Consider the following 22,966-nt stretch of genomic DNA (forward strand, 5'->3'; position numbering starts at 1 on the left):
GCCGGACGTCCCGGTGGTCGTGCCCGGCCTGCGGGTACGGACCTCCGGGAGCGGGTGGGTGGATCGGGGGGAACGGTTTCAGGGGCGCAGCGCGACGGTGCTCGCCGACACGGGTGCGGGCAGCTCGGTCGTGCCGGACAGGTACGCGTCGACCGCGGCCGCGGCGGCCCGGCCCTCGGCGATCGCCCAGACCACGAGCGACTGGCCGCGGCCGGCGTCGCCGGCGACGAACACGCCCGGGACGTTGGTCGCGAAGCCCTCGTCGCGCGCCAGCGCGCCGCGGCGGGTGACGTCGACGCCGATCTGCTGGGTCACCTGCTCGGTCTCCGGGCCGGTGAAGCCCATCGCGACGAGCACGAGGTCCGCCGGGATGTCGCGCTCCGTGCCCGGGGTCGGCACGCGCCGGCCGTCGGGCAGGTACTCGGTGGTCGCCAGACGCAGGGCACGGACGTGACCGGTGTCGTCGCCGAGGAACGCGACGGTCGACGCCAGGTACGCGCGCTCGCCGCCCTCCTCGTGCGAGGACGAGACCTCGTACAGCACGGGGTCGGTGGGCCACGGCTGGCTCTCGGGGCGCTCGCCGGGCGGTCGCTTGCCGATGGCGAGCGTCGTGACGGAGGCCGCGCCCTGCCGCAGCGCCGTGCCGAGGCAGTCCGAACCGGTGTCGCCGCCTCCGATGATGACCACGTGCTTGCCCTCGGCGCTGATCGGGTCGGCGACGTCCTTGCCGGCGACGAGCGCGTTGGCCTGGTGCAGGTAGTCCATGGCGACGTGCACGCCCTCGAGCTCGAGCCCCGGCACGTCGAGCCGCCGCGGGACCGTCGCCCCGGTCGCCAGCACGATCGCGTCGTACCGCGCCTGGAGCTGCACCCAGGTGACGTCCTTGCCGACCTCGACACCGGGGCGGAAGCGCGTGCCCTCGGCACGCATCTGCTCCAGCCGGCGCTCGATGTGGATCTTCTCGAGCTTGAAGTCCGGCACGCCGTACCGCAGCAGGCCGCCGATCTCGTCGTCGCGCTCGTAGACCGCGACCGTGTGGCCCGCACGGGTCAGCTGCTGCGCCGCGGCCAGGCCGGCCGGACCGGAGCCCACCACGGCCACGGTGTGCCCCGTGAGGCGCTGCGGCACCTGCGGCGTGACGAGCCCGCGGGCGAACGCCTCGTCGATGATCGAGACCTCGACGTTCTTGATCGTGACCGGGGGCTGGTTGATGCCCAGCACGCAGCTCGACTCGCACGGCGCCGGGCAGATCCGCCCCGTGAACTCGGGGAAGTTGTTGGTGGCGTGCAGCCGGTCGATGGCGTCGGACCACTGCCCGCGCCACACCAGGTCGTTCCACTCCGGGATGAGGTTGCCCAGCGGGCAGCCGTTGTGGCAGAACGGGATGCCGCAGTCCATGCAGCGGCCAGCCTGCTCCTTGAGGAACGGCTGCCCCTCCTCCAGGTGCGCGTGCACGTCCTTCCAGTCGCGCAGACGCACCTCGACGGGGCGGTTCGGCGGGAGCTCGCGCTCCCGGACCTTCAGAAAGCCGCGGGGGTCAGCCACGGGCCACCTCCAGGATCTTGTCCCACACGCCGGGCGCGCTCGGGTCGAGGCCGTCGGCCTCGGCCCGGGCCAGCGCGCTGCGGACGCGGGCGTACTCGGTGGGCAGCAGCCGGGTGAAGCGGGCGCGCGTGGCGTCCGGCTCCTCGAGCAGCTGGGCGGCGACCAGCGAACCGGTCTCCTCGGCGTAGGTGCGCAGCAGGTCCATGACCAGCGCGACGTCCTCGTCGTCGAGCGGGTCGAGCGCGAGCTCACCGCTGCGGACCGCCTCGACGTTGACGAGCTCCGGGTTCAGATCGAGGACGTAGGCGGTGCCCCCGGACATCCCGGCACCGAGGTTGCGTCCCGTCGGGCCGAGCACGAGCACGGTGCCACCGGTCATGTACTCGCAGGCGTGGTCACCCACGCCCTCGACGACGAGCGTCGCACCCGAGTTGCGCACGCCGAACCGCTCGCCGACCAGCCCGCGCAGCAGGATCTGCCCGCTGGTGGCGCCGTAGCCGATGACGTTGCCCGCGATGACGTTGTGCTGGCTCGACAGCGACGAGCTGCGGTCCGGGCGCACGACGACCCGTCCGCCGGACAGCCCCTTGCCGACGTAGTCGTTGGCGTCACCGAACAGCCGCAGCGTGATGCCGCGGGGCAGGAAGGCGCCGAACGACTGGCCGGCCGAGCCGGTCAGGGTGACGTCGATCGTGTCGTCGGGCAGCCCCGCGCCGCCGTACCGCTTGGTGACCTCGTGCCCGAGCATGGTCCCGACGGTGCGGTTGACGTTGCGCACCGGCAGGTCGATGCGGACGGGCTCGGCGCGCTCCAGCGCGTCCTGCGCCAGCGCGATGAGCTGGTTGTCCAGGGCGCGCTCCAGGCCGTGGTCCTGGTCCTTGGTGTGGGACAGCGCCGAGCCCGGCTTGGGCTGCGGCACGGCCAGCACCGGCCCCAGGTCGAGGCCCTCCGCCTTCCAGTGGTCGATCGCGTCGCGGACGTCGAGCATCTCGACGCGACCGACCGCCTCCTCGAGGGAACGGAACCCGAGGGCCGCGAGGAGCTCGCGCACCTCCTGCGCGATGAACTCGAAGAACGTGACGACGAACTCGGGCTTACCCGTGAAGCGCGCCCGCAGCTCGGGGTTCTGCGTCGCGACGCCCACCGGACAGGTGTCGAGGTGGCACACGCGCATCATGACGCAGCCGGAGACGACCAGCGGCGCGGTGGCGAACCCGAACTCCTCGGCCCCGAGCAGCGCGCCGACGACGACGTCGCGGCCCGTCTTGAGCTGCCCGTCGACCTGCACGACCACGCGGTCGCGCAGGTCGTTGAGGACGAGGGTCTGCTGCGTCTCCGCGAGCCCGATCTCCCAGGGCGTCCCGGCGTGCTTCAGCGACGTCAGCGGGCTCGCGCCCGTGCCGCCGTCGTGCCCCGAGATCAGGACGACGTCGGAGTGCGCCTTGGCCACGCCGGCCGCCACGGTGCCGACGCCGAACTCGCTGACGAGCTTGGTGTGGATCCGCGCCGACGGGTTGGCGTTCTTGGCGTCGTGGATGAGCTGCGCCAGGTCCTCGATCGAGTAGATGTCGTGGTGCGGCGGCGGCGAGATGAGGCCCACGCCGGGCGTGGAGTGCCGGGTCCTCGCGACCCACGGGTACACCTTGTGCCCGGGCAGCTGACCGCCCTCGCCGGGCTTGGCACCCTGCGCGAGCTTGATCTGGATGTCGTCGGCGTTGGTCAGGTACTCGCTCGTCACGCCGAACCGGCCCGACGCGATCTGCTTGATGGCCGAGCGGCGCCGCGGGTCGTGCAGCCGGTCGGGGTCCTCGCCGCCCTCCCCCGTGTTCGACTTGCCGCCCAGCTGGTTCATCGCGATCGCGAGCGTCTCGTGCGCCTCGGCGGAGATCGAGCCGTAGGACATCGCGCCGGTGTTGAACCGCTTGACGATCTCGCTGACCGGCTCGACCTCGTCGATCGGGACCGGGGGCCGTGCGCCCTCCTTGAACCGCAGCAGGCCACGCAGCGTCATGAGCCGCTCGGACTGCGCGTCGACCCGCGCGGTGTACTCGCGGAAGACGTCCATCTGGCGGGTGCGCGTGGAGTGCTGGAGCCGGAACACCGTCTCCGGGTCGAAGAGGTGCTCCTCACCGCCGCGCCGCCACTGGTACTCGCCACCGACCGCGAGCCGCTGGTGCGCCTGCCGGTTGCCGCTGGCCGGGTACGCGTCGGCGTGCCGGGCCGCGACCTCGGCCGCGATGACGTCCAGGCCGATGCCGCCGAGCCGGCTCGTCGTGCCGGTGAAGTACCGGTCGACGAGCGCGTGGGACAGGCCGATGGCCTCGAAGACCTGCGCGCCGCGGTACGACGCGATGGTCGAGATGCCCATCTTCGACATGACCTTCAGGACGCCCTTGCCGAGCGCCTTGATGAGGTTGGCCACGGCCTTCTCCGGGCTCACGCCCGGCAGGTAGCCGCTGCGCGCCAGGTCCTCGACGGTCTCCATGGCCAGGTACGGGTTGACCGCGGCCGCGCCGTAGCCGACCAGGAGCGCCACGTGGTGCACCTCGCGGACGTCACCGGCCTCGACCACCAGCGAGATCTGCGTGCGGGTGTGCCGGCGCAGCGTGTGGTGGTGCACCGCGGACAGCAGCAGGAGCGACGGGATCGGCGCCAGGTCGGCGTCGGAGTTGCGGTCCGACAGCACGAGGAAGCTGACCCCGTCGGCGACCGCCCGGTCCACCTCGGCGAAGATCTCCTCGAGCCGCTGCTCGAGCGCGGCGCCGCCACCGTCGACGCGGTACAGCCCGCGGATCGTCGTGGCGCGGAAGCCCAGCGACGGCTCCTTGGCCACGTGCACGATCTTGGCGAGCTGGTCGTTGTCGATGACCGGGAACGGCAGCATGATCTTGCGCGCGTGCTCCGGCCCGTCCGCCAGCAGGTTGGGCTCCGGCCCGATCGCGCCGCCGATGGACGTCACCAGCTCCTCGCGGATCGCGTCGAGCGGCGGGTTCGTCACCTGGGCGAACATCTGCGTGAAGTAGTCGAACAGCAGACGCGGGCGCTTGGAGAGCACGGCGACCGGCGTGTCCGAGCCCATCGCGCCGAGCGGCTCGGCACCGGCGGCCGCCATCGGCGACAGGAGGATCTTCAGCTCCTCCTCGGTGTACCCGAACGCCCGCTGGCGGCGCCGGACCGACGCCGCCGAGTGCGCGACGTGCTCGCGGTCGGGCAGCTGCGAGAGGTGGACCGCGTTCTCCTCGACCCACTGGGCGTAGGGACGCTGCGCCGCGAGCTGGGCCATGACCTCGACGTCGGCGACGATGCGGCCCTGGCCGGTGTCGACGAGGAAGAACAGGCCCGGCTCGAGCCGCCCCTTGGCGACGATCGACGCGGGGTCGATGTCCAGCACGCCGGCCTCGGAGGCGCAGACCACGAGGCCGTCCTCGGTCACCCAGTACCGCCCGGGACGCAGCCCGTTGCGGTCCTGCACGGCGCCGATCAGCGTGCCGTCGGTGAAGGTCATCGCCGCCGGGCCGTCCCACGGCTCCATCAGCGTCGAGTGGTACTCGAAGAACGCGCGGGTGGACGGGTCCATCTGCGCGTGGTTCTCCCACGGCTCCGGGATCATCATCATCACCGCGTGCGGCAGCGAGCGCCCGGACAGGTGCAGGAGCTCGAGGACCTCGTCGAAGCTGCCCGAGTCCGACCCGCCCGGCGTGCAGACCGGCAGCAGCGGGCCCAGGTCGCCCAGCAGGTCCGACGACAGCATGCCCTCGCGCGCGGCCATCCAGTTGCGGTTGCCGCGCACGGTGTTGATCTCACCGTTGTGCGCGACCATCCGGAACGGCTGCGCGAGCGGCCACGACGGGAACGTGTTGGTGGAGAACCGCGAGTGGACCAGCGCGATCTCCGAGGCGTAGCGCGGGTCGGACAGGTCGGCGAAGAACGGCTCGAGCTGCCCCGTGGTGAGCATGCCCTTGTACGTGATGGTCCGGGCCGACAGCGACGCGAAGTACACGCCGTGCTCGCGCTCGGCGCGCTTGCGCAGCCGGTAGGCGCGGCGGTCCAGGGCGATCCCGGACAGCTCGCGCGACGGGTCCGCCACGACCAGCTGGCGGAACACGGGCATCGAGGCGCGGGCGGTCGGACCGACGAGGTCCGCGGTGACCACGACCTCGCGCCACGCCAGGACCTCGAGCTTCTCCTCGGCGGCCACGGCCTCGACCGCCGCCACCGCGCGCGCCCGCTCCGCCTCGTCGACCGGCAGGAAGGCCATGCCGATGGCGTAGTAGCCCGCTGCGGGCAGCTCGGCGTCGACCACGTCCCGCAGGAACGCGTCCGGGATCTGGGTGAGGATGCCGGCACCGTCGCCGCTGTCCTCCTCGGCCCCGACCGCACCGCGGTGGTCGAGGTTGAGCAGCGCCGTCAGGCCGGCGTCGACGATGTCACGGCCGGGCGTGCCGCGCAGCGTCGCGACGAAGGCGAAGCCGCACGCGTCGTGCTCGGCGGCGGGGTCGTAGAGCGCGTGCCGGGTCGGCGCCTGGGCGGCGCCGGGGCTCTCGGGCGACGTCGACATCAGCACCGTCCTCACAGTCCCCGGAGGACCGGGGTGTCGCACGAACATGGGGGTACCGGGACGCCGTCGGCCCGTGCAGTGAGGCGACGATACCGCCCGGGCGACGGTCCCGATGACCACGCCGCACGACATCAGGTCCGACGTCCCCGGTGTCACCGGGTGCCGTGGGAGGTGTCCGCCTCGTCGTCCTGCCGCAGGGGGGGTGTGAGCAGGAGGGTCGTGTCGCGTCCTGGATGCCGACGCCCGACCACGACGAACGCTACCAGCGCCACCAGGCCGAGCAGGATCGACGTCCAGACGTTGAGCCGCAGCCCGAGCACCGTCTCGGCCGGGTCGATGCGCAGCAGCTCGATCCACAGGCGCCCCACCGTGTAGAGCAGCACGTAGAGCCAGAAGACCCGCCCGTGGCCGAGCCGCAACCGGCGGTCGAGGTAGACCAGCAGCGCCGCGGCGCCGAGGTTCCACAGCACCTCGTACAGGAACGTCGGGTGGAACAGCGTGCCGGGGTCGTACCCGGCCGGCAGGTGCGCGTCGTCGATGCGCAACCCCCACGGCAGCGTCGTCGGACCGCCGAACAGCTCCTGGTTGAACCAGTTGCCCAGCCGACCGATCGCCTGGGCGACCAGGAGACCCGGCGCGAGCGCGTCGGCGAAGGGTGCGAGGCGCACGCCGTGCCGTCGGCACCCGATCCACGCACCGACCGCACCGAGGGCCACGGCCCCCCAGATGCCCAGCCCGCCCTGCCAGATGGCGAACGCCCGCCACGGGTCGCCGCCGGGCCCGAAGTAGGCGTCCGGCGAGCTGATGACGTGGTAGAGACGACCGCCCACGATCCCGAAGGGCACCGCCCAGTACACGATGTCGAGGACCGTCTCGGGGTCGCCGCCGCGGGCCTTCCAACGGCGCTGCGTCATGAGCGTGGCCACGACGATGCCCAGCAGGATGGCGACCGCGTACGCACGCAGCGGGAAGGGGCCCAGGTGCCACACGCTCTGCCCCGGGCTCGGGATCGCGAGCGGCAGCACCGTCATCGCGGGATCCGCTGCGCCGAGCGCACACCTTCCGCGAGCCCGTGCACGACACCCGCGAGGGCGTCCAGCCCGGCGGCCTCGTCCGGTGCGTCGAGCAGCGAACGGACGAGCGCCGACCCCACGATGACGCCGTCCGCGTAGCCGGCGACCTGCGCCGCCTGCTCCGGGCGGGACACCCCGAGCCCCACGCACACACGTGCGGCACCCGCGGCGCGGGTGTCGGCGACGAGCTGCTCCGCGCGCTCCCCCACGGTCGCGCGCTCCCCCGTCACGCCCATGGTCGACGCCGCGTACACGAACCCGCGGCTCGCGGCGACGGTCGAGGCCAGTCGCTCCGGCGTGGAGCTCGGGGCGACCAGGAACACCCGGTCCAGGGCGTGCTCGTCGGCCGCGGCGATCCAGTCGGCCGCCTCGTCCGGGATGAGGTCCGGCGTGATGAGCCCGGCGCCCCCGGCCGCGGCCAGGTCGCGGGCGTACGCGTCGACGCCGTACCGCAGGACGAGGTTCCAGTAGGTCATGACGAGGACGGGCGCCCCGGCCGACGCGACCTCCTCGACGACGCGCAGCGTGTCGCGCACCCGCGTGCCGTTGGCCAGCGCCCGGTTCGCGGCGGCCTGGATGACCGGGCCGTCCATGACCGGGTCGGTGTACGGCATCCCGAGCTCGACGACGTCCACACCGGCGTCGACCATGGTGCGGACCGCGCGCGCGGACCCGGGCACCGACGGGAAGCCGACCGGCAGGTAGCCGATCAGTGCCGCGCGCGGCGCCGGGCCGGAGGCGAGCTCGTCGATCCGCTCCGCGGTGGCCGACCGCACGTCCGTCACGCTCACAGCTGCTCCCCCTCGTCCGCCTTGACGACGGGCTCCGGCTCGAGGATGCCGAACCAGGCGGCGGCCGTCGCCACGTCCTTGTCCCCCCGTCCGGACAGGTTGACGAGCACGACCGGCGGCCGGTCACCGCCCGCCCACCCCGCGGCCTCGCGGCCGAGCTGGATGGCCCCGGCCAGCGCGTGCGCCGACTCGATCGCGGGGATGATGCCCTCCGTGCGGCACAGGAGCCGGAACGCCTCCATGGCCTCGTCGTCCGTGACGGGACGGTACTGCGCCCGCCCGGTGTCGTGGAGCCACGCGTGCTCGGGGCCGACGCTCGGGTAGTCCAGCCCGGCGGAGACCGAGTGGCTCGGCAGCGTCTGCCCGTCCTCGTCCTGCAGGAGGTAGCTGCGCGCACCGTGCAGCACACCCGGGGCGCCGCCCGAGAACCGCGCCGAGTGCCGGCCGGAGGAGATGCCGGCGCCCCCGGCCTCGAAGCCGAACAGCCGCACCTGCGGGTCGTCGAGGAACGCGTTGAAGATGCCCATCGCGTTGGACCCGCCGCCCACGCACGCCACGACGGCGTCGGGCAGCGCACCCGTCTCCTCGAGGATCTGGGCGCGCGCCTCCTCACCGATGATCTTGTGGAAGTCGCGCACCATCTCCGGGAACGGGTGCGGACCCGTGACGGTGCCGAGCAGGTAGTGGGTCGAGTCGACGTTCGCGACCCAGTCGCGCAGGGCCTCGTTGATGGCGTCCTTGAGGGTGCGCGCGCCGATGGTCACCGGCACGACGGTCGCCCCGAGCAGCTCCATCCGGGCGACGTTCAGCGCCTGGCGCTGGGTGTCCTCCTCGCCCATGTAGACGGTGCACTCCAGGTCCAGCAGCGCGGCTGCCGTCGCCGTGGCCACCCCGTGCTGCCCGGCGCCGGTCTCGGCGATGACGCGCCGCTTGCCCATGCGCTTGACGAGCAGCGCCTGGCCCAGCACGTTGTTGATCTTGTGGGAGCCCGTGTGGTTGAGGTCCTCCCGCTTGAGGAAGACGCGCACCCCGTCGCCCACGTGACGGGCGAACCGCGGCACCTCGGTCAGCGGGCTGGGCCGCCCCGTGTAGGTGCGGTGCAGCCGCTCCAGCTCGTCGGAGAACGCCGGGTCCGCGAGGGCCTTGTGGTACTCCGTCTCGAGCTCGTCGAGGGCGGCGATGAGCGCCTCGGGGACGAACCGGCCACCGAAGTCACCGAAGTACGGCCCCTCGTGGGTGGCGAGCGGCCCGCCGCCGAGCAGGACGTCACGCATGCGGCGGCGGGCGCCGTCGCGGCCCGCGGTGCCGCTCACTGCCGCACCGCGCGCAGCGAGGGGTGCGCGCCGGCGGCGACGAGGTCCGCGACGGACTGCCGCGGTGCGTCGTCCGTCACCAGCGCCTCGCCGACGAGCACCGCGTCCGCGCCGGCACGGGCGTAGTCCATGACGTCGTGCGGTCCGCGCACGCCCGACTCGGCGATCCGGACGATGTCGGACGGGATCGCGGGGGCGACCCGGGAGAACGTCGTGCGGTCCACCTCGAGCGACCGCAGGTCGCGCGCGTTCACACCGATGACGCGGGCCCCGGCGTCCAGCGCCCGGGCGACCTCCTCGGTGTCGTGCACCTCGACCAGCGCGGTCATGCCGAGCGAGTGCACCCGCTCGACCAGCGACTCGAGCACCGTCTGCTCGAGCGCGGCGACGATGAGCAGCACGAGGTCCGCGCCGTGGGCGCGCGCCTCCCACACCTGGTAGGGCGACACCACGAAGTCCTTGCGCAGGACCGGGACGTCCACCCGGCTGCGCACGGCGTCGAGGTCGTCGAGCGAGCCGTTGAACCGGCGCTGCTCCGTGAGCACGGAGATCGCGACGGCGCCACCCTTCTCGTACTCCGCCGCCAGCGCGGCCGGGTCGGAGATCGCCGCGAGCGCACCCTTGCTCGGGCTCGAGCGCTTGACCTCGGCGATCACGGTGACCGCGTCGGGCACCTTCAGCCGCGCCACGCACTGCAGCGCGGACTCGCGCCGGGCGGCGCGCTCCTTGAGCTCGGCCAGGGGCGTCGCTGCCTGGCGCGCTGCGAGGTCGACCCTGACCCCCGCGACGATGTCGTCCAGCACGGTCATCGACCGATCATCCCCTCTGGCCGGTTGGTGCGGCAGGCACCACGGGCTTTCCCCGGGAGGCCGCCGCCGACGAGCCATGGTAGACGGGCCGCGGACCGCCTCGGCCCACCCGCCCGAGGTGTGGGACCGGGGAGGACGCCCCGCCGCCGTCCGGACCGTGGTCCGAGGCGTGGTCCGGGGCATGGTCCGAAGCGTGGTCCGGCGCGTGGTCCAGCTCCTGGTCCACTCCCGGCGACGGCTCGGACTACGGCAACGCGCCCATGAACGGGATGGCGAGCCCGAGGAAGAGGAGAGGCAGCAGCAGCAGGACCCCGAAGGTCACGAGCAGGACGGCACCCAGCGCGGTCGCGACCCAGCCGAGCACGATCCCGGCCGTCGCCAGGGACTCGTTGTCGGCCTGGCCCGCGGCGACGGCCCGACGCGCACGCCCGCCGACGACCACGGCGGGGATGCCGGTGAAGAACACGCACCCGAGCACGCCCAGCAGCCCGAGCACGAGCGACCACACCGCGAGGTCGTTGCGGGGCGGCGACGGCGGGCGCGGCGGGCCCTCGGCGTACCCGTAGGCCGGCGCGGGAGGACCGGCAGGGCCGGGCGGGTACGTCGCGGGCGGCGGCAGCGCCCCGGGCGGGGACGCGCCGACCGGCGGCTGGTCCGACCCGGTCGTGCGCGGGGTGGCCGCGGGCGGCACCGCGTGCGCGGCGTACGCGCCCTCCTGCCCGTACGGCGGGCCCAGGGGTTCGCTGGGACTGCTCATGGACGGCCTCCGGTCGGTCGAGAGGTGGTGCGACCGCCCCCTAGGGCAGCGGTGCGGGGCCCAGGTAGGGCACGAGCGCGGGCACGTTGCGCAGGACAGCGAAGCCCACGACGACGACGAGGACCAGCCAGGCCGGCCACGTCGGCGCCGACACGGGCGGGCGGCCGCGCAGGCGCCGCACCGTCCACACCCCCCACGCGACGACGAGCAGCGGTGCCGCGACGGTCCACAGCGGGTTGGCCTGCCAGGCGGCGGCCAGGTCCCCGGTGAGCAGCGAGTGCGTCGCGCGCAGCCCGCCGCACCCGGGGCAGGACACACCGAGGAACAGGACCGACGGGCAGAACCCGTAGCTCAGCGGGGTGTACGGCGAGCGCACCACGAGCAGGGTCGCGGCCCCGGCGGCAGCGGCGGCGAGCGCGAGGGGCAGCGCACCCCGTCGCACCCGCGACGCGGTGGCGTGCCCGGCGCCCGCCGCCGGCTGCCGCACGTCGGTCACGGCGCCTGCAGCTGCTGGCGCTCCACCTCGTCCTCGACGTACTGCAGGAAGCCGTCCAGGCCGCCGTACTCGGCCAGCCCGATGGAGAGGCTGATGATCATGTAGAGGCTGGCGAGGATGCCGACGATGCCGAGGATGATGCCGGCCAGGGCCATGCCCCCGTTGCTGGCCTCACCGCGCGCGGCGGCCGACCGTCCCTTGAAGCCCAGCCACACGCCGATGGCGCCCGGCACGATGCCGACCACCAGGCAGCACAGCACGATCGACAGGATGCCGAGCACCAGCGACCAGACACCGAGCGAGTTGCGTGCGGTGGACTGCGGCGCCCCGTAGCCCGGTGCCTGCCCGTACGCGGGCTGGCCGTAGGTCGGCTGCTCACCGTAGGTCGGGGGCTGACCCTGCCCGTAGGCGGGCGGCTGGCCCTGCCCGTAGGCGGGCGGCTGGCCCTGCCCGTAGGCGGGCGGCTGGCCCTGCCCGTAGGCGGGCGGCTGACCGTACCCGGGCGCGGCCGGGGTGTCCGGACCCGTACCCGCCGGGTACGGGGGGACGTCGGGGCCGGACGGCTGCGACGGCGAGTCGGGTGACCCCGGCCCGGTGCCCGGCTGCTCGTCGGGTGCGCCCGGGTCGCGGGGCTCGTTGGGGCTCGACATGCGGCTCTCCCTGCGTCGGTGGTGGCCGGCGGAACCAGCCGGGTGGGGACCGGAGGAAACCCTCCGGTGGGGTCAGTGACCGCCGCGCCGCTGGGCGCGGGCGCGGGTCGCCGCGCCGCCCTGACCGTGGCCCAGCAGCTGCAGGACCTTGCCCAGGACGAGCCCGCCCGCGATCACGCCCATGCCGACCCAGAACAGCCACATCATCGTGAACGCGACGCCCAGGCCGGCGACGACGCCGCCCGCCACGACGGTCCACGTGGTCGTCCACGCGGCGAGGGTGCGCCCGTGGTTCGTCGGCGGCGTCGCCGGCGGCAGGTGGACCGTCTCGGTCCGGGTGGCGTTCTGGGAACGGTGGGCCAGCGTGTGATCGGCCATCAGCGGTACGTCCTTCGTGCTCGGTTTCGCTCACCCTATCCGAGAGCCCGGCGACCCACGCGCTGGTCAGGACGGGTCGTCGCCCCGGCTGAGCGCGTCCCAGTCGGATCGTTCGTCGGCCGCGCCGCTCGCGTTGCGGCCGGCACGACCCGGTGCGGGCCGCTCGTGGCGCTGGGAGCGCTGGTCCCACCCGCCGGGTGCGCGCGCGAGCACCACCGCGAGCACCGGCACCGCGGCGCCGACCACCAGCGCCACCACCGGCCACGCGGTCGCGGACGCCACCGGGTCGGCCGCCGCGACGCCGGTCGCGTCGGCGACGGCCGCGGCGACGGCGCCTGCCGGGTCCCGCAGGACGCCCACGGCACCGGCCACGACCAGCACCCCGGCCGCGGCGCTCACCCCCGCGACGACCCACCGGCCCACCCGCCCGACGAGCGCGAGGGCACCGGCCGCGGCCAGCAGCACCAGCGCGGCCGCCGGCGCCTGCGGTGCCGCCTGCGACCCCGGGACGGCGACCGCCACCGTGCCCTCGAGCACGCTGCGACCTTCACCGTGCACCCAGGTGGGCACCGACACCAGGCCCACGAGACCCGCGGCGCCCAGCAGCAGCACGACCCAGCGGCCGCGGCGCGCCCGCGCGCCGGGTCCCGGCGCGGGCGCCGCCGTCACGGCGTGGCGCGGCGCAGCCGCGCCGCGAGCTGGACGGCCCGGACGGCCGCCGCCGCCTTGTTCCGCGACTCCTCGTACTCGAGCGCCGGCACGGAGTCGGCCACGATGCCGCCACCCGCCTGGACGCTGGCGCGCCCGTCGCGGAGCAGGGCGGTGCGGATCGCGATCGCCATGTCCATGTCCCCGGCGAAGTCGAAGTAGCCGACGGTGCCGCCGTACACACCGCGCCGGGCGGGCTCGAGCTCGTCGATCAGCTCGATCGCCCGCGGCTTCGGCGCCCCGGACAGCGTCCCCGCGGGGAACGTCGCCACGAACGTCTGCAGCGCCGTCGCACCGGTGCGCAGCCGGCCGACCACCGTGGAGCAGATGTGCATGATGTGCGAGAACCGGCGCACGGCCATGAACTCGACGACCTCGACGCTCGTGGGCTCGCAGACCTTGACCATGTCGTTGCGGGACAGGTCGACGAGCATGATGTGCTCCGCACGCTCCTTCGGGTCCGCCAGCACCTCGTCGGCGAGGGCACGGTCCTCTTCCGGCGTCGCGCCACGCGGCCGCGACCCGGCGATCGGGAACGTCGTGACGTGACCGTCGCTGACCTTCACCAGCGTCTCGGGGCTGGAGCCGACGACCGCGAAGTCGCGCCCGTCCGCGTCCTGCAGCGCGAGCAGGTACATGTACGGGCTGGGGTTGACGGTGCGCAGCACGCGGTACACGTCCACGGGCTCGGCCGGGCAGTCCAGGTCGAGGCGCTGCGAGAGGACGACCTGGAAGACGTCGCCGTCACGGATGGCCTCCTGCCCGCGCCGGACCTGCTCCTCGAACTCCTCGCGCGTGCTGCGGAACTCCAGCGCGGGGACCGGGGCCTCGGGGTCGAGCACGGCGGGCGCCGGCGGTGCGGGACGCGACAGCGCCGCCTGCATCGCGTCCAGCCGGGCGACCGCGTCGGCGTAGGCCTCGTCCACGCGCTCGTCGGTGGCGTCGAAGTTGATGGCGTTCGCCACGAGCCACACCGACCCGTCGACGTGGTCCACGGCGGCGACGTCCGACGCCAGCAGGAGCGTCACCTCCGGGACGTCCAGCTCCTCCGGTGCCCGGCGCGGCAGCGTCGGCTCCCAGTGGTGCACGACGTCCCACCCGAGCACGCCGACCAGCCCGCCCGTGAGGGGCGGCAGCCCGGCCACCCGCGGCGTGTGCAGCACGTCCAGCGTCCGGCCCAGCACGTCGAGCACGTCGCCCTCGGTCGGCACGCCCACCGGGACGTCACCGGACCAGCAGGCCCGCCCGTCACGGACGGACAGGGTCGCGCGCGACGACACCCCGACGAACGACCAGCGGCCCCAGGTGCCGTCGGACTCGGCCGACTCCAGCACGAACGTGCCGGGCCGCCCGGCCGCCAGGGTGCGGTAGAGCCCGACCGGCGTGACGTCGTCGGCGAGCAGCCGGCGGACCACGGGCACGACCCGGCGGTCCGCCGCGAGCTCGCGGAAGTGCTCCGGCGTCGGCCACGTCGCGCCCCAGGGCAGGTCCGTGGCGGTCGCGCGCGGCGCGGCGGAGACGGACGGCTGGGTCACGGCTGGGCTCCTCGGGGGGTCGCGGCGTCGTCACCGACGGCCGGCTGGGCGGGCTCCGTGGCATCGGGGGTCGTCGTGGTGACGGGCAGCGGACCGCCCGCCTCGAAGCAGGTGCGCGTCCCGGTGTGGCACGCGGCACCCACCTGGTCGACGGTGACGAGCAGCGCGTCGCCGTCGCAGTCCAGGGCCACGCCGCGCACGTGCTGCACGTGCCCGGACGTGTCGCCCTTGCGCCAGTACTCCTGGCGCGACCGGCTCCAGAACGTCACCCGGCCCGTCGTGAGCGTGCGGTGCAGCGCCTCGTCGTCCATCCAGCCGAGCATGAGCACCTCGCGGGTGTCGTGCTGCTGGACGATCGCGGCGACGAGCCCGGCGTCGTCCCGGCGCAGCCGCGTGGCGACGGCTGGGTCGAGGTCGCTGCGCGTGATGCGGCCGTCGGACGTGGTGGTCGGGGGGTTCTGCGGCACGTGCCGATCCTGCCACGCGCCGCGGGACCGTCGGCGACCTGTCCGTGGCCCGCCGCGGCACGGTGCCGGGGTCAGCGGGTCTGGGACACCCAGGCGGCGTGCATCGCCGCGTAGTGACCGCCCCGGGCGACCAGCTCGGGGTGCGTCCCGACCTCGACCACGCGGCCCGCGTGCACGACGACCACGAGGTCGGCCGCCTCGGCGGTGGACAGCCGGTGCGCGATGGTCAGCGTCGTGCGCCCGCGCGAGAGCTCGCGCAGCGCCCGGGCGATACGCACCTCGGCCACGGGGTCGACCGCGGACGTCGCCTCGTCGAGCAGGAGCAGGTCACCGTCCGCGAGGCGGGCGCGGGCGAGGGCGACCAGCTGACGCTCGCCCGCCGAGAACAGCTCGCCCCGCTGCCCCACCGGCGTGTCGAGCCCGGCGGGCAGCTCGTCGACCCACGCGTCCAGGCCCAGCTCGTCGACCACCTGCCGCACGCGCGCGAGCGTGCCCGCGTCGAGCTCCGCCGTGCCGTCCGCGCCGCGCGGGACGTCCCGCAGCCCGTACGCCACGTTCTGCGCCAGGGTCGCGTCGAACAGGAACCCCTCCTGCGGGACGAGCACCACCCGGCGGCGCAGGTCCGCCGAGGCGACACGGCGCAGGTCGACGCCGTCGAGCAGCACGGCGCCCGTGCTCGGGTCCATGAACCGCGCGACGAGCTTGGCGAGCGTCGTCTTGCCCGAGCCCGTCGCGCCGACCACGGCCACCGACGTGCCGGCCGCGACCTGCAGGTCCACGTCCTGCAGCACGGGCGGACCCCCGGGGTAGGCGTACCCGACGTGGTCGAACGTCACGGCCGCGGGGCCGCGCGGGCTGGGCACGGCGTCCGCGCCCGGCTCGGGGACGTCGACGGGCGTCTCGAGGACACCCAGCACGCGGCGCCACCCGGCGACGGCGTTCTGCAGCTCGTTGAGGATCTCGGTGGCCATCTGCACGGGCCCTGTGAACAGCTGCACCAGGAACAGGAACGCCAGCACGCGCCCCACGCTGAGCTCACCGGCCACCCCGAGCCACGTGCCGGCGACCACGACCACCGCGAGCACGAGGTTGGCGACCAGCACCCCGGAGGAGAACACGACCGCCACGAGGTTCTGCGCGCGCACCATCGCCCGACGGGTCCCGGCCACCGCGGCGTCGATGCGGCGCTGCGTGCGGGCGGCGACGCCGTAGGCCCGGATGGTCTCGGCGCCGACGACGGCCTCGGACACCGCACCGAGCATGGCGCCGTACTCCTGGCGGACCGCTGCGTAGCGGGCGTTCACCCCGCGCTGCAGGCGCGGCAGCACCACGAGCAGCGGGACGAAGCACGCCCACACCAGGAGCGTCAGCTGCCACGAGTAGAGGGCCATGAGCGTCGTCGCCACGAGGATCTGCAGCACCGAGACGAGCAGCATGATGCCGCCCCACTGCACGAACATCGAGACGGTGTCGACGTCGGACGTCACGCGGGACACCAGGGAGCCGCGGCGCTCGGTGCTCTGCGTGAGCACGGACAGGTCGTGCACGTGCCGGAAGGCGCGGGTCCGCAGCGTGAGCAGCCCGGACTCGCTGGACCGGAAGAGCCGCACGTTGACCAGCGCGGAGCACGCCGCGCCCACCGCCAGCCCGACCGCGGCCAGGCCGACCAGCACGGCTGCGCGCTGCACGTCCACACCGCCCGGCGCGAGGATCGCCGTGTCGACGGTCTGCTGGACGGCGATGGGGACGAGCACGCGCGCGGTGGCCGCCAGCACGGCCAGGCCGAGCGTGACGGTCAGGCCGTCGAGCAGCTCGGGCGACACCTGCGCCGCGCGGCGCAGCGTCGCCCACACCCCGAGCGTGCTCGCGGGCGCCATCCGTGCGTCCGTGCGCTGGGGCTCCGTGGTCGCGTTCACCTGCGTCCTCCCTCGGCCGGCACGTCGTCCGACCACGACACCGCGGCGTCCTCGTCCGCCCGCTCCTGGGCACGGCGCTGCGACTCCCGCTCGTAGGCGGTGGCCAGCTCGCGGTACCCGGGGTCGCGCACCAGCAGCTCGTCGTGCGGTCCGCGGTCCACGACCCGTCCCGCCTCGATGTGCACCACCTCGTCCGCCAGCAGCACCGAGGCCATCCGGTACGCCACGAGCAGCACGGTCGGACCCGCGGCGCCCTCGGCGGACCGCAGGCCCAGGAGGATGTCCCGCTCCACGCGCGGGTCGACGGCGGACGTCGCGTCGTCCAGCACCAGCACGCGCGGCCGGCGCACGAGGGCGCGCGCCAGGGCCAGTCGCTGCCGCTGACCGCCCGACAGGTTGGCCCCCCGCTCGCCGAGCGGCGCGTCGAGCCCGCCGGGCAGCGCCCGGACCACGTCGTCGACGTGCGCGGCGGCGAGGGCCGCCCAGACCTGCGCGTCGTCGGGCGCGTCGGGGTCACCGGCGTCGGCGAGCGTCACGTTGCTGCGCACGGTGTCCTCGAACACGAAGGTCGACTGCCCCACGTAGCCCACCTGGGCGGCGAGGTCCGCCGGGCGCAGGTCGCGCACGTCCGTGCCGTCGATCTCGACGACGCCCGCCGACGGGTCCGCGAGGCGCGGCACCAGGCCGACCAGCGTGGACTTGCCCGCCCCGGTGGGGCCGACGACGGCGAGCGTCCGGCCGGGTGCGACGTGCAGGTCGACGTCGCGCAGCAGCGTCACCTCCCCGCCCTCGCCGGGCACCCGCAGGTGCACGCCGCGCAGCCGGACGTCGGCGCCCGGACCGGACGCGACCAGCGCCGTCCGCCCCGGCACGGGCACACCCGGCGCGTCGAGGACGCGCGCGATGCGGTCGTGCCCGACGAGGCCCCGGGGCAGCTCGCCGAGCACCCACCCGAACGCCCGCACCGGCACGGCGAGCATCGTCAGCAGGTACGCCGCCGCCACGACGTCACCCGTGCCGATCGCCCCGGCCGCGACCCGCTGGGCGCCGACGAGCAGCACGAGCAGGGTCCCGAGGTTCGGCAGCAGGTCGATGACCGGGTCGAACACGGCCCGGACGACCCCGACGCGCACGTTCGCGTCCCGCAGGGCGCGCGCCCGGTCGGTGAAGCGCTCGTCCTCCCGGTCCTCGGTGCCCAGCGACTTCACGAGCGCGGCGGCCTCGAAGCTCTCGTGCGCCACGTCCGCGACCTCCGCGCGCAGCTGCTGCGCACGCGTGATGGCCGGCGTCATGCGGCGCTGGAAGACCAGGTTGGCGATCACGGCGAGCGGCAGCACGACCAGCGCGGCGACGGCCAGCCACACGTCGGTGCGCAGCAGGGCCACCGTCGCGGTCACGATCATCACGACGACGCCGAGCGCGAACGGCAGCGGGTTGAACACGCCGGTGGCCGCCTCGACGTCGGAGCCGGCGTTCGACAGCAGCTGGCCCGTCGGGTGCTGCCGGTGCCACGTCATCGGCAGCCGCAGGTACTGACGGGTCACCGCCCGGCGGTGGTCCGCCTGGATGTCCGCGACACCCATCCCGGCGAAGATGCGCCGCCCGGCGACCGTGACGGCCAGCGCCAGCGCCACCAGCGCGATGGTCAGTCCCGCGAGCCAGATCCGGTCCCGCGCCTCGGCCGAGCCCTCGAGCGCGGGCACCACGACCTGGTCCGTCACGGCGCCCAGCACGCGGCTGACCGCGACGACCAGGCCGCCGAACAGCGCCGACGTCCCGACGGCTGCCAGGTACGTCCGCGGGTGCGAGCGCATGCCCCGCCAGACCAGCGCGGCGGAGCGGCGCGCGGCGGAGCCCTGGAGCATGGCACCGCGAACGGGCGGCTCGTCCGGCTGCCGGGGACGTGCGGGCACGGCGTTCACACTCCTGACGGGAGAGGGGATCCCGGGATCCTCTCACGCACCTCCGACACGCACGCCTGCGACACGACCCGCCCCGCGGACGTGCGCGCACACCACCCGCACGTGGCACGATCCGGTGGCATGACGTGGCACGAGACCGAACGCGACTGGCTGGCCGACGCGCTGCGCGCCGCGGACCCGCACGACCCCACGCTGTGCGACGGCTGGCAGGCCCGGCACCTGGCGGCCCACCTGGTGATCCGGGAGAGCCCGGCCACGGCCGCGGGTGCCCTGCGCGGTGGCGTCGCCGCGGCGACCGAGCGCCTGGCGGACACCGCGGCGGACCGGGCGGGCTACACCGCGCTCGTCGACCGGTTCGCCGCACTCCCGCCGCGCTGGAGCCCCCTGGCGTGGGCCGGTGACACCGTGAACACCACGGAGTACTTCGTGCACACCGAGGACGTGCGCCGCGGGTCCGGGACCCGGGAGCCGCGCGAGCTTCCCCCGGAGCTGGCCGAGGTGCTGTGGTCCCAGCTCGTCCGGATGGCACCGTTGCGGCTGCGCGGCCTGGGTCCCGGCGTCGTGCTCGTGCGCACCGACGACGTCCGCTCGGCCGTCCACCGGCCCCGCGCCGGCCACGGGACGGTCGTCCTGCGCGGCGACGTGGGCGAGCTCGTGCTCGCCGTCTCCGGCCGGCTGCAGGCCGCGGACGTGACCGTCGACGGCGCACCGGAGGACGTGCAGGCGGTCCGGGACCTGCTCACCGGGCCCTGACCGCGGCGCAGGCCACCGTGGGGCGGGCCGGCGCGGGCCGGGTCACCGTGGGCGGCTCACCGCGGCCCTGCACGGGCGGGAGCGCCTCCCGGGTGCCCTCGGGCCCTCCGGGCGCGTCCGCCGTCAGCGCACGACGACGTCGGCCGCGCGCAGGGCGTCCTTGACCTGCCCCACCGTCAGCGTGCCGAAGTGGAAGACGCTCGCCGCCAGCACCGCGTCGGCGCCCGCCCGAGCCGCCTCCACGAAGTGGTCGACGGTGCCCGCCCCGCCCGAGGCGATCAGGGGCACGCTCACCCGCGCACGGACGTCCCGGATCATCGCCAGGTCGAACCCCGCGGTGGTGCCGTCCGCGTCCATCGAGTTGAGCAGGACCTCACCGACGCCGAGCTCGACGGCGCGGTGCGCCCACTCCACCGCGTCGATGCCCGTGCCACGGCGCCCACCGTGCGTCGTCACCTCGTAGCCCGACGGCGTGCGCACGTCGCCCGTCGCCCGTCGCGCGTCCACGGACAGCACGAGGACCTGGGAGCCGAACCGGTCGGCGATCTCCGTGATGAGCTCGGGCCGCGCGATCGCGGCGGTGTTGACGCCGACCTTGTCGGCACCGGCACGCAGCAAGCGGTCCACGTCGTGCGGCGAGCGGACCCCCCCACCGACGGTCAGGGGGACGAAGACCTCGCCGGCGGTCCGGCGCACGACGTCGTAGGTGGTCTCACGGTCCGACGACGACGCGGACACGTCGAGGAAGGTCAGCTCGTCGGCGCCCTCCGCGTCGTACCGCCGCGCCAGCTCGACCGGGTCACCCGCGTCCCGCAGGTTCTCGAAGTTCACGCCCTTGACGACGCGGCCCGCGTCGACGTCGAGGCACGGGATGACCCGCAGCGCGAGGCTCACGAGGCACCCTGCGCAGGGTTGCCCGTGGCCAGGATGTCGATCACGAACACCACCGTCTTCCCGGAGAGCTCCTCGCTGTCGGTGACACCGAGGGAGTACGAGGGGGGCACGACGAGCATGACGCGGCTGCCTGCAGGCTGGTCGACCAGCCCCTCGGCCCACGGCGGCACGTCGGAGAGCAGGAACGAGACGGGCAGCCCGTGCTGCCACGTGGAGTCGAACAGCGCGCCGTCGTCCCACGCGAACCCGCTGTACTGCACCGTGATGACGTCGCCGGCGGCGACCTGCGGGCCCGTCCCGCGCACGAGCGGCTGGATCACGAGCGAGTCCGGGGGTTCCGTACCGGTGGGCGCCAGCGAGAACCCGCCGTCACCGCCCTCGGTCACGACCGGCAGCGACGCGTCCGGGGGGACGGGCTCGCCCACGGCGCGCGACGGCAGCACGTCGAGGACCGTCACCGTCGGGTAGTCCACGCCGGCGCCGCCGGGCACCACCTGCAGGAGCCGGGCACCCACCTGCTGGCCCTTGAGGGTCTCGTACAGGTCGGTGCCGAGGTCCTCGGCCGTCAGGAGGCGGGGGGTCGGGCTGGTCGAGTAGCTCTCCTTGACCAGGCTCGCGTCCGTCGCGTTCTCCAGCCAGAAGTCGATGAGGACGGGGGCGCCCTCGACGAGCTCGGCACCCGTGCCGGGCCAGACCGTCTCCCGGTGCGTCCCGTCGACCGTGAGCGGCGTCAGGTACGTGACCGTCGGCGCCTCCCCCGGGCCCCCGGTGACCGTCACCTCCGGCTCGACCGGGGCGACCGCGCTGCACGCCGTCAGCAGGCCCACGACGGCCAGCACCGTCAGGCGTCGGGCAGCCACCCACCGCACGTCCGTGCCTCCTCCAGGTCGTCCCACCGGTCACGCCGGAGCGGACCGCGCACACCGGTCCGCCCTCGACGGGGACTCACTGTACGACCCCGGCGCGGGCCGACGCCGCGACGTCCGGGCCGCAGGCCGTCGGACCCGCGCCGGCCGCGTCACATCGACTCGATGAGCCGCTCCACCCTGTCGTCGACGCTGCGGAACGGGTCCTTGCACAGCACCGTGCGCTGCGCCTGGTCGTTGAGCTTGAGGTGCACCCAGTCGACCGTGTAGTCCCGGCGCGCGTCCTGCGCGGCGCGCACGAAGTCGCCGCGCAGCTTGGCACGGGTCGTCTGCGGCGGCACCGCGGTCGCCTCGAAGACGTCGAGGTCGGTCGTCACGCGCTCGACGAGCCCACGCGCCGCCAGCAGGTTGTACAGCCCCTCGGTGCGCGAGATGTCGTGGTAGGCCAGGTCGAGCCGCTGCACGCGCACGTCCGACAGCTCCAGGCCGTGCTTGGCGCGGTAGCGCTCGATCATCCGGTACTTGATGACCCAGTCCAGCTCGCGCTCGACGAGCGTCAGGTCACCCGTGCGCAGCGCCCGCAGCCCTCGCTCCCACAGGTCGAGCACCTGCTTGGTCTCCGGCGACGGGCCCATCTCGGCCGTCACGAACTCCGTGACCCGCGCGAGGTACTCCTCCTGCAGGTCGATCGCCGTGACCGTGCGCCCGGACGCCATCGTCACGGGCTGCCGTCCGGTCATGTCGTGACTGATCTCCCGGATCGCGCGGATCGGGTTCTCGAGCGTCATGTCGCGCATCGTCACCCCCGCCTCGACGAGCCGCAGCAGCAGGTCCGTCGACGCGACCTTGAGCATCGTCGTGGTCTCGGACATCGAGGAGTCGCCCACGATCACGTGCAGCCGCCGGTACTGCTCGGCGTCGGCGTGCGGCTCGTCGCGCGTGTTGATGATGGGCCGCGAGCGCGTCGTCGCGCTCGAGACGGCCTCCCAGATGTGGTCGGCGCGCTGGGAGAGGCAGTAGACCGCACCGCGCGGGGTCGCGAGCACCTTGCCGGCACCGGTGAGGATCTGGCGGGTGATGAGGAACGGGACGAGCACGTCCGACAGCCGCGCGAAGTCTCCCTGCCGGCGCACGAGGTAGTTCTCGTGGCACCCGTAGGAGTTGCCCGCCGAGTCGGTGTTGTTCTTGAACAGGTGGATCCGCCCCGGCAGGCCCTCGTGCTCGAGCCGCTGCTGCGCGTCGCCGACCAGGCCCTCGAGGATCCGCTCGCCCGCGCGGTCGTGCGTGACCAGCTGGCGCCAGTCGTCGCACTCCGCGGTCGCGTACTCCGGGTGCGAGCCGACGTCGAGGTACAGCCGCGAGCCGTTGCGCAGGAAGACGTTCGACGACCTCCCCCACGCGACGACCTTGCGGAACAGGTACCGCGCGACCTCGTCCGCGGACAGGCCACGGCCGTCCTGCGCCGCGCACGTGACCCCGTACTCGGTCTCCAGGCCGAAGATGCGTCTGTCCATGCGTCACTCCCCGTCGCTCGT

At 74.4% G+C, this 22,966-nt stretch carries 19 protein-coding genes; 1 reads left to right on the forward strand and 18 read right to left on the reverse strand.

All coding sequences use genetic code 11. From position 1 onward, the window contains the following. Positions 1-78: 78 nt before the first annotated feature. The 15 genes from BMZ16_RS08045 to BMZ16_RS08115 all read right to left on the reverse strand — a co-directional run bounded on the left by BMZ16_RS08045 (position 79) and on the right by BMZ16_RS08115 (position 18,861). Positions 79-1,545, reverse strand: coding sequence for a glutamate synthase subunit beta (locus BMZ16_RS08045; protein WP_089799256.1), 1,467 nt, complete (start codon positions 1,543-1,545; stop codon positions 79-81). Next, positions 1,538-6,103 carry a glutamate synthase large subunit gene (gene gltB, locus BMZ16_RS08050; RefSeq protein WP_089799979.1) on the reverse strand — a complete coding sequence of 1,522 codons (4,566 nt, stop codon included), beginning with the start codon at positions 6,101-6,103 and terminating at the stop codon, positions 1,538-1,540. Before gltB ends, BMZ16_RS08045 begins: the two co-directional genes overlap by 8 nt. 152 nt (positions 6,104-6,255) lie before the next feature. Further along, positions 6,256-7,134 carry a prolipoprotein diacylglyceryl transferase gene (gene lgt / locus BMZ16_RS08055; protein ID WP_089799258.1) on the reverse strand — a complete coding sequence of 293 codons (879 nt, stop codon included), beginning with the start codon at positions 7,132-7,134 and terminating at the stop codon, positions 6,256-6,258. Continuing rightward, complete coding sequence (trpA, locus tag BMZ16_RS08060) at positions 7,131-7,967, reverse strand: tryptophan synthase subunit alpha (RefSeq protein WP_089799260.1); 837 nt, start codon at positions 7,965-7,967, stop codon at positions 7,131-7,133. The genes lgt and trpA overlap by 4 nt, the downstream gene beginning before the upstream one ends. Next, entirely contained in the window at positions 7,964-9,241 is a 1,278-nt protein-coding gene (gene trpB / locus BMZ16_RS08065) for a tryptophan synthase subunit beta (RefSeq protein ID WP_089799981.1), read from the reverse strand. The genes trpA and trpB overlap by 4 nt, the downstream gene beginning before the upstream one ends. A 35-nt stretch (positions 9,242-9,276) precedes the next feature. Then, entirely contained in the window at positions 9,277-10,089 is an 813-nt protein-coding gene (gene trpC, locus BMZ16_RS08070; protein WP_089799262.1) for an indole-3-glycerol phosphate synthase TrpC, read from the reverse strand. A gap of 244 nt (positions 10,090-10,333) precedes the next feature. After that, the gene (locus BMZ16_RS08075) at positions 10,334-10,846 is read right to left on the reverse strand and encodes a DUF4190 domain-containing protein (protein ID WP_089799264.1); all 513 of its coding nucleotides are present in this window, start codon (positions 10,844-10,846) and stop codon (positions 10,334-10,336) included. 40 nt (positions 10,847-10,886) lie between these two features. Further along, the gene (locus BMZ16_RS08080; protein ID WP_089799266.1) at positions 10,887-11,342 is read right to left on the reverse strand and encodes a DUF2752 domain-containing protein; all 456 of its coding nucleotides are present in this window, start codon (positions 11,340-11,342) and stop codon (positions 10,887-10,889) included. Beyond that, complete coding sequence (locus BMZ16_RS08085) at positions 11,339-11,992, reverse strand: DUF4190 domain-containing protein (RefSeq protein WP_089799268.1); 654 nt, start codon at positions 11,990-11,992, stop codon at positions 11,339-11,341. The genes BMZ16_RS08080 and BMZ16_RS08085 overlap by 4 nt, the downstream gene beginning before the upstream one ends. A gap of 72 nt (positions 11,993-12,064) precedes the next feature. Further along, entirely contained in the window at positions 12,065-12,370 is a 306-nt protein-coding gene (locus BMZ16_RS08090; RefSeq protein WP_089799270.1) for an HGxxPAAW family protein, read from the reverse strand. A gap of 66 nt (positions 12,371-12,436) precedes the next feature. Beyond that, complete coding sequence (locus BMZ16_RS08095; protein WP_089799273.1) at positions 12,437-13,039, reverse strand: Trp biosynthesis-associated membrane protein; 603 nt, start codon at positions 13,037-13,039, stop codon at positions 12,437-12,439. After that, a complete protein-coding gene (locus BMZ16_RS08100) occupies positions 13,036-14,613 on the reverse strand; it encodes an anthranilate synthase component I (RefSeq protein ID WP_089799276.1) in 1,578 nt (525 codons plus the stop codon). Before BMZ16_RS08100 ends, BMZ16_RS08095 begins: the two co-directional genes overlap by 4 nt. After that, positions 14,610-15,041, reverse strand: a complete 432-nt coding sequence (gene hisI / locus BMZ16_RS08105; protein ID WP_255366529.1) for a phosphoribosyl-AMP cyclohydrolase — start codon at positions 15,039-15,041, stop codon at positions 14,610-14,612. The genes BMZ16_RS08100 and hisI overlap by 4 nt, the downstream gene beginning before the upstream one ends. A gap of 110 nt (positions 15,042-15,151) precedes the next feature. Next, positions 15,152-16,957, reverse strand: coding sequence for an ABC transporter ATP-binding protein (locus BMZ16_RS08110; RefSeq protein WP_089799983.1), 1,806 nt, complete (start codon positions 16,955-16,957; stop codon positions 15,152-15,154). Between the two features lie 35 nt (positions 16,958-16,992). Continuing rightward, positions 16,993-18,861 (reverse strand): ABC transporter ATP-binding protein, encoded by a 1,869-nt coding sequence (locus BMZ16_RS08115; protein ID WP_089799985.1) that lies wholly within the window; start codon positions 18,859-18,861, stop codon positions 16,993-16,995. Positions 18,862-19,038: 177 nt separating this feature from the next. Between BMZ16_RS08115 and BMZ16_RS08120 the strand changes: the two genes are divergently transcribed. Next, positions 19,039-19,671, forward strand: a complete 633-nt coding sequence (locus tag BMZ16_RS08120; RefSeq protein ID WP_089799278.1) for a TIGR03085 family metal-binding protein — start codon at positions 19,039-19,041, stop codon at positions 19,669-19,671. 123 nt (positions 19,672-19,794) lie between these two features. Here BMZ16_RS08120 and hisF read toward each other — a convergent pair whose 3' ends face one another. The 3 genes from hisF to pafA all read right to left on the reverse strand — a co-directional run bounded on the left by hisF (position 19,795) and on the right by pafA (position 22,945). Beyond that, complete coding sequence (gene hisF / locus BMZ16_RS08125) at positions 19,795-20,565, reverse strand: imidazole glycerol phosphate synthase subunit HisF (protein ID WP_089799280.1); 771 nt, start codon at positions 20,563-20,565, stop codon at positions 19,795-19,797. Continuing rightward, positions 20,562-21,425, reverse strand: coding sequence for an FKBP-type peptidyl-prolyl cis-trans isomerase (locus BMZ16_RS08130; RefSeq protein WP_255366451.1), 864 nt, complete (start codon positions 21,423-21,425; stop codon positions 20,562-20,564). The genes hisF and BMZ16_RS08130 overlap by 4 nt, the downstream gene beginning before the upstream one ends. A gap of 158 nt (positions 21,426-21,583) precedes the next feature. Continuing rightward, positions 21,584-22,945 carry a Pup--protein ligase gene (gene pafA, locus BMZ16_RS08135; protein ID WP_089799284.1) on the reverse strand — a complete coding sequence of 454 codons (1,362 nt, stop codon included), beginning with the start codon at positions 22,943-22,945 and terminating at the stop codon, positions 21,584-21,586. Positions 22,946-22,966: the final 21 nt, after the last annotated feature.

Origin of the sequence: Cellulomonas sp. KH9 (assembly GCF_900114185.1) — a bacterium.
GTDB lineage: Bacteria > Actinomycetota > Actinomycetes > Actinomycetales > Cellulomonadaceae > Cellulomonas.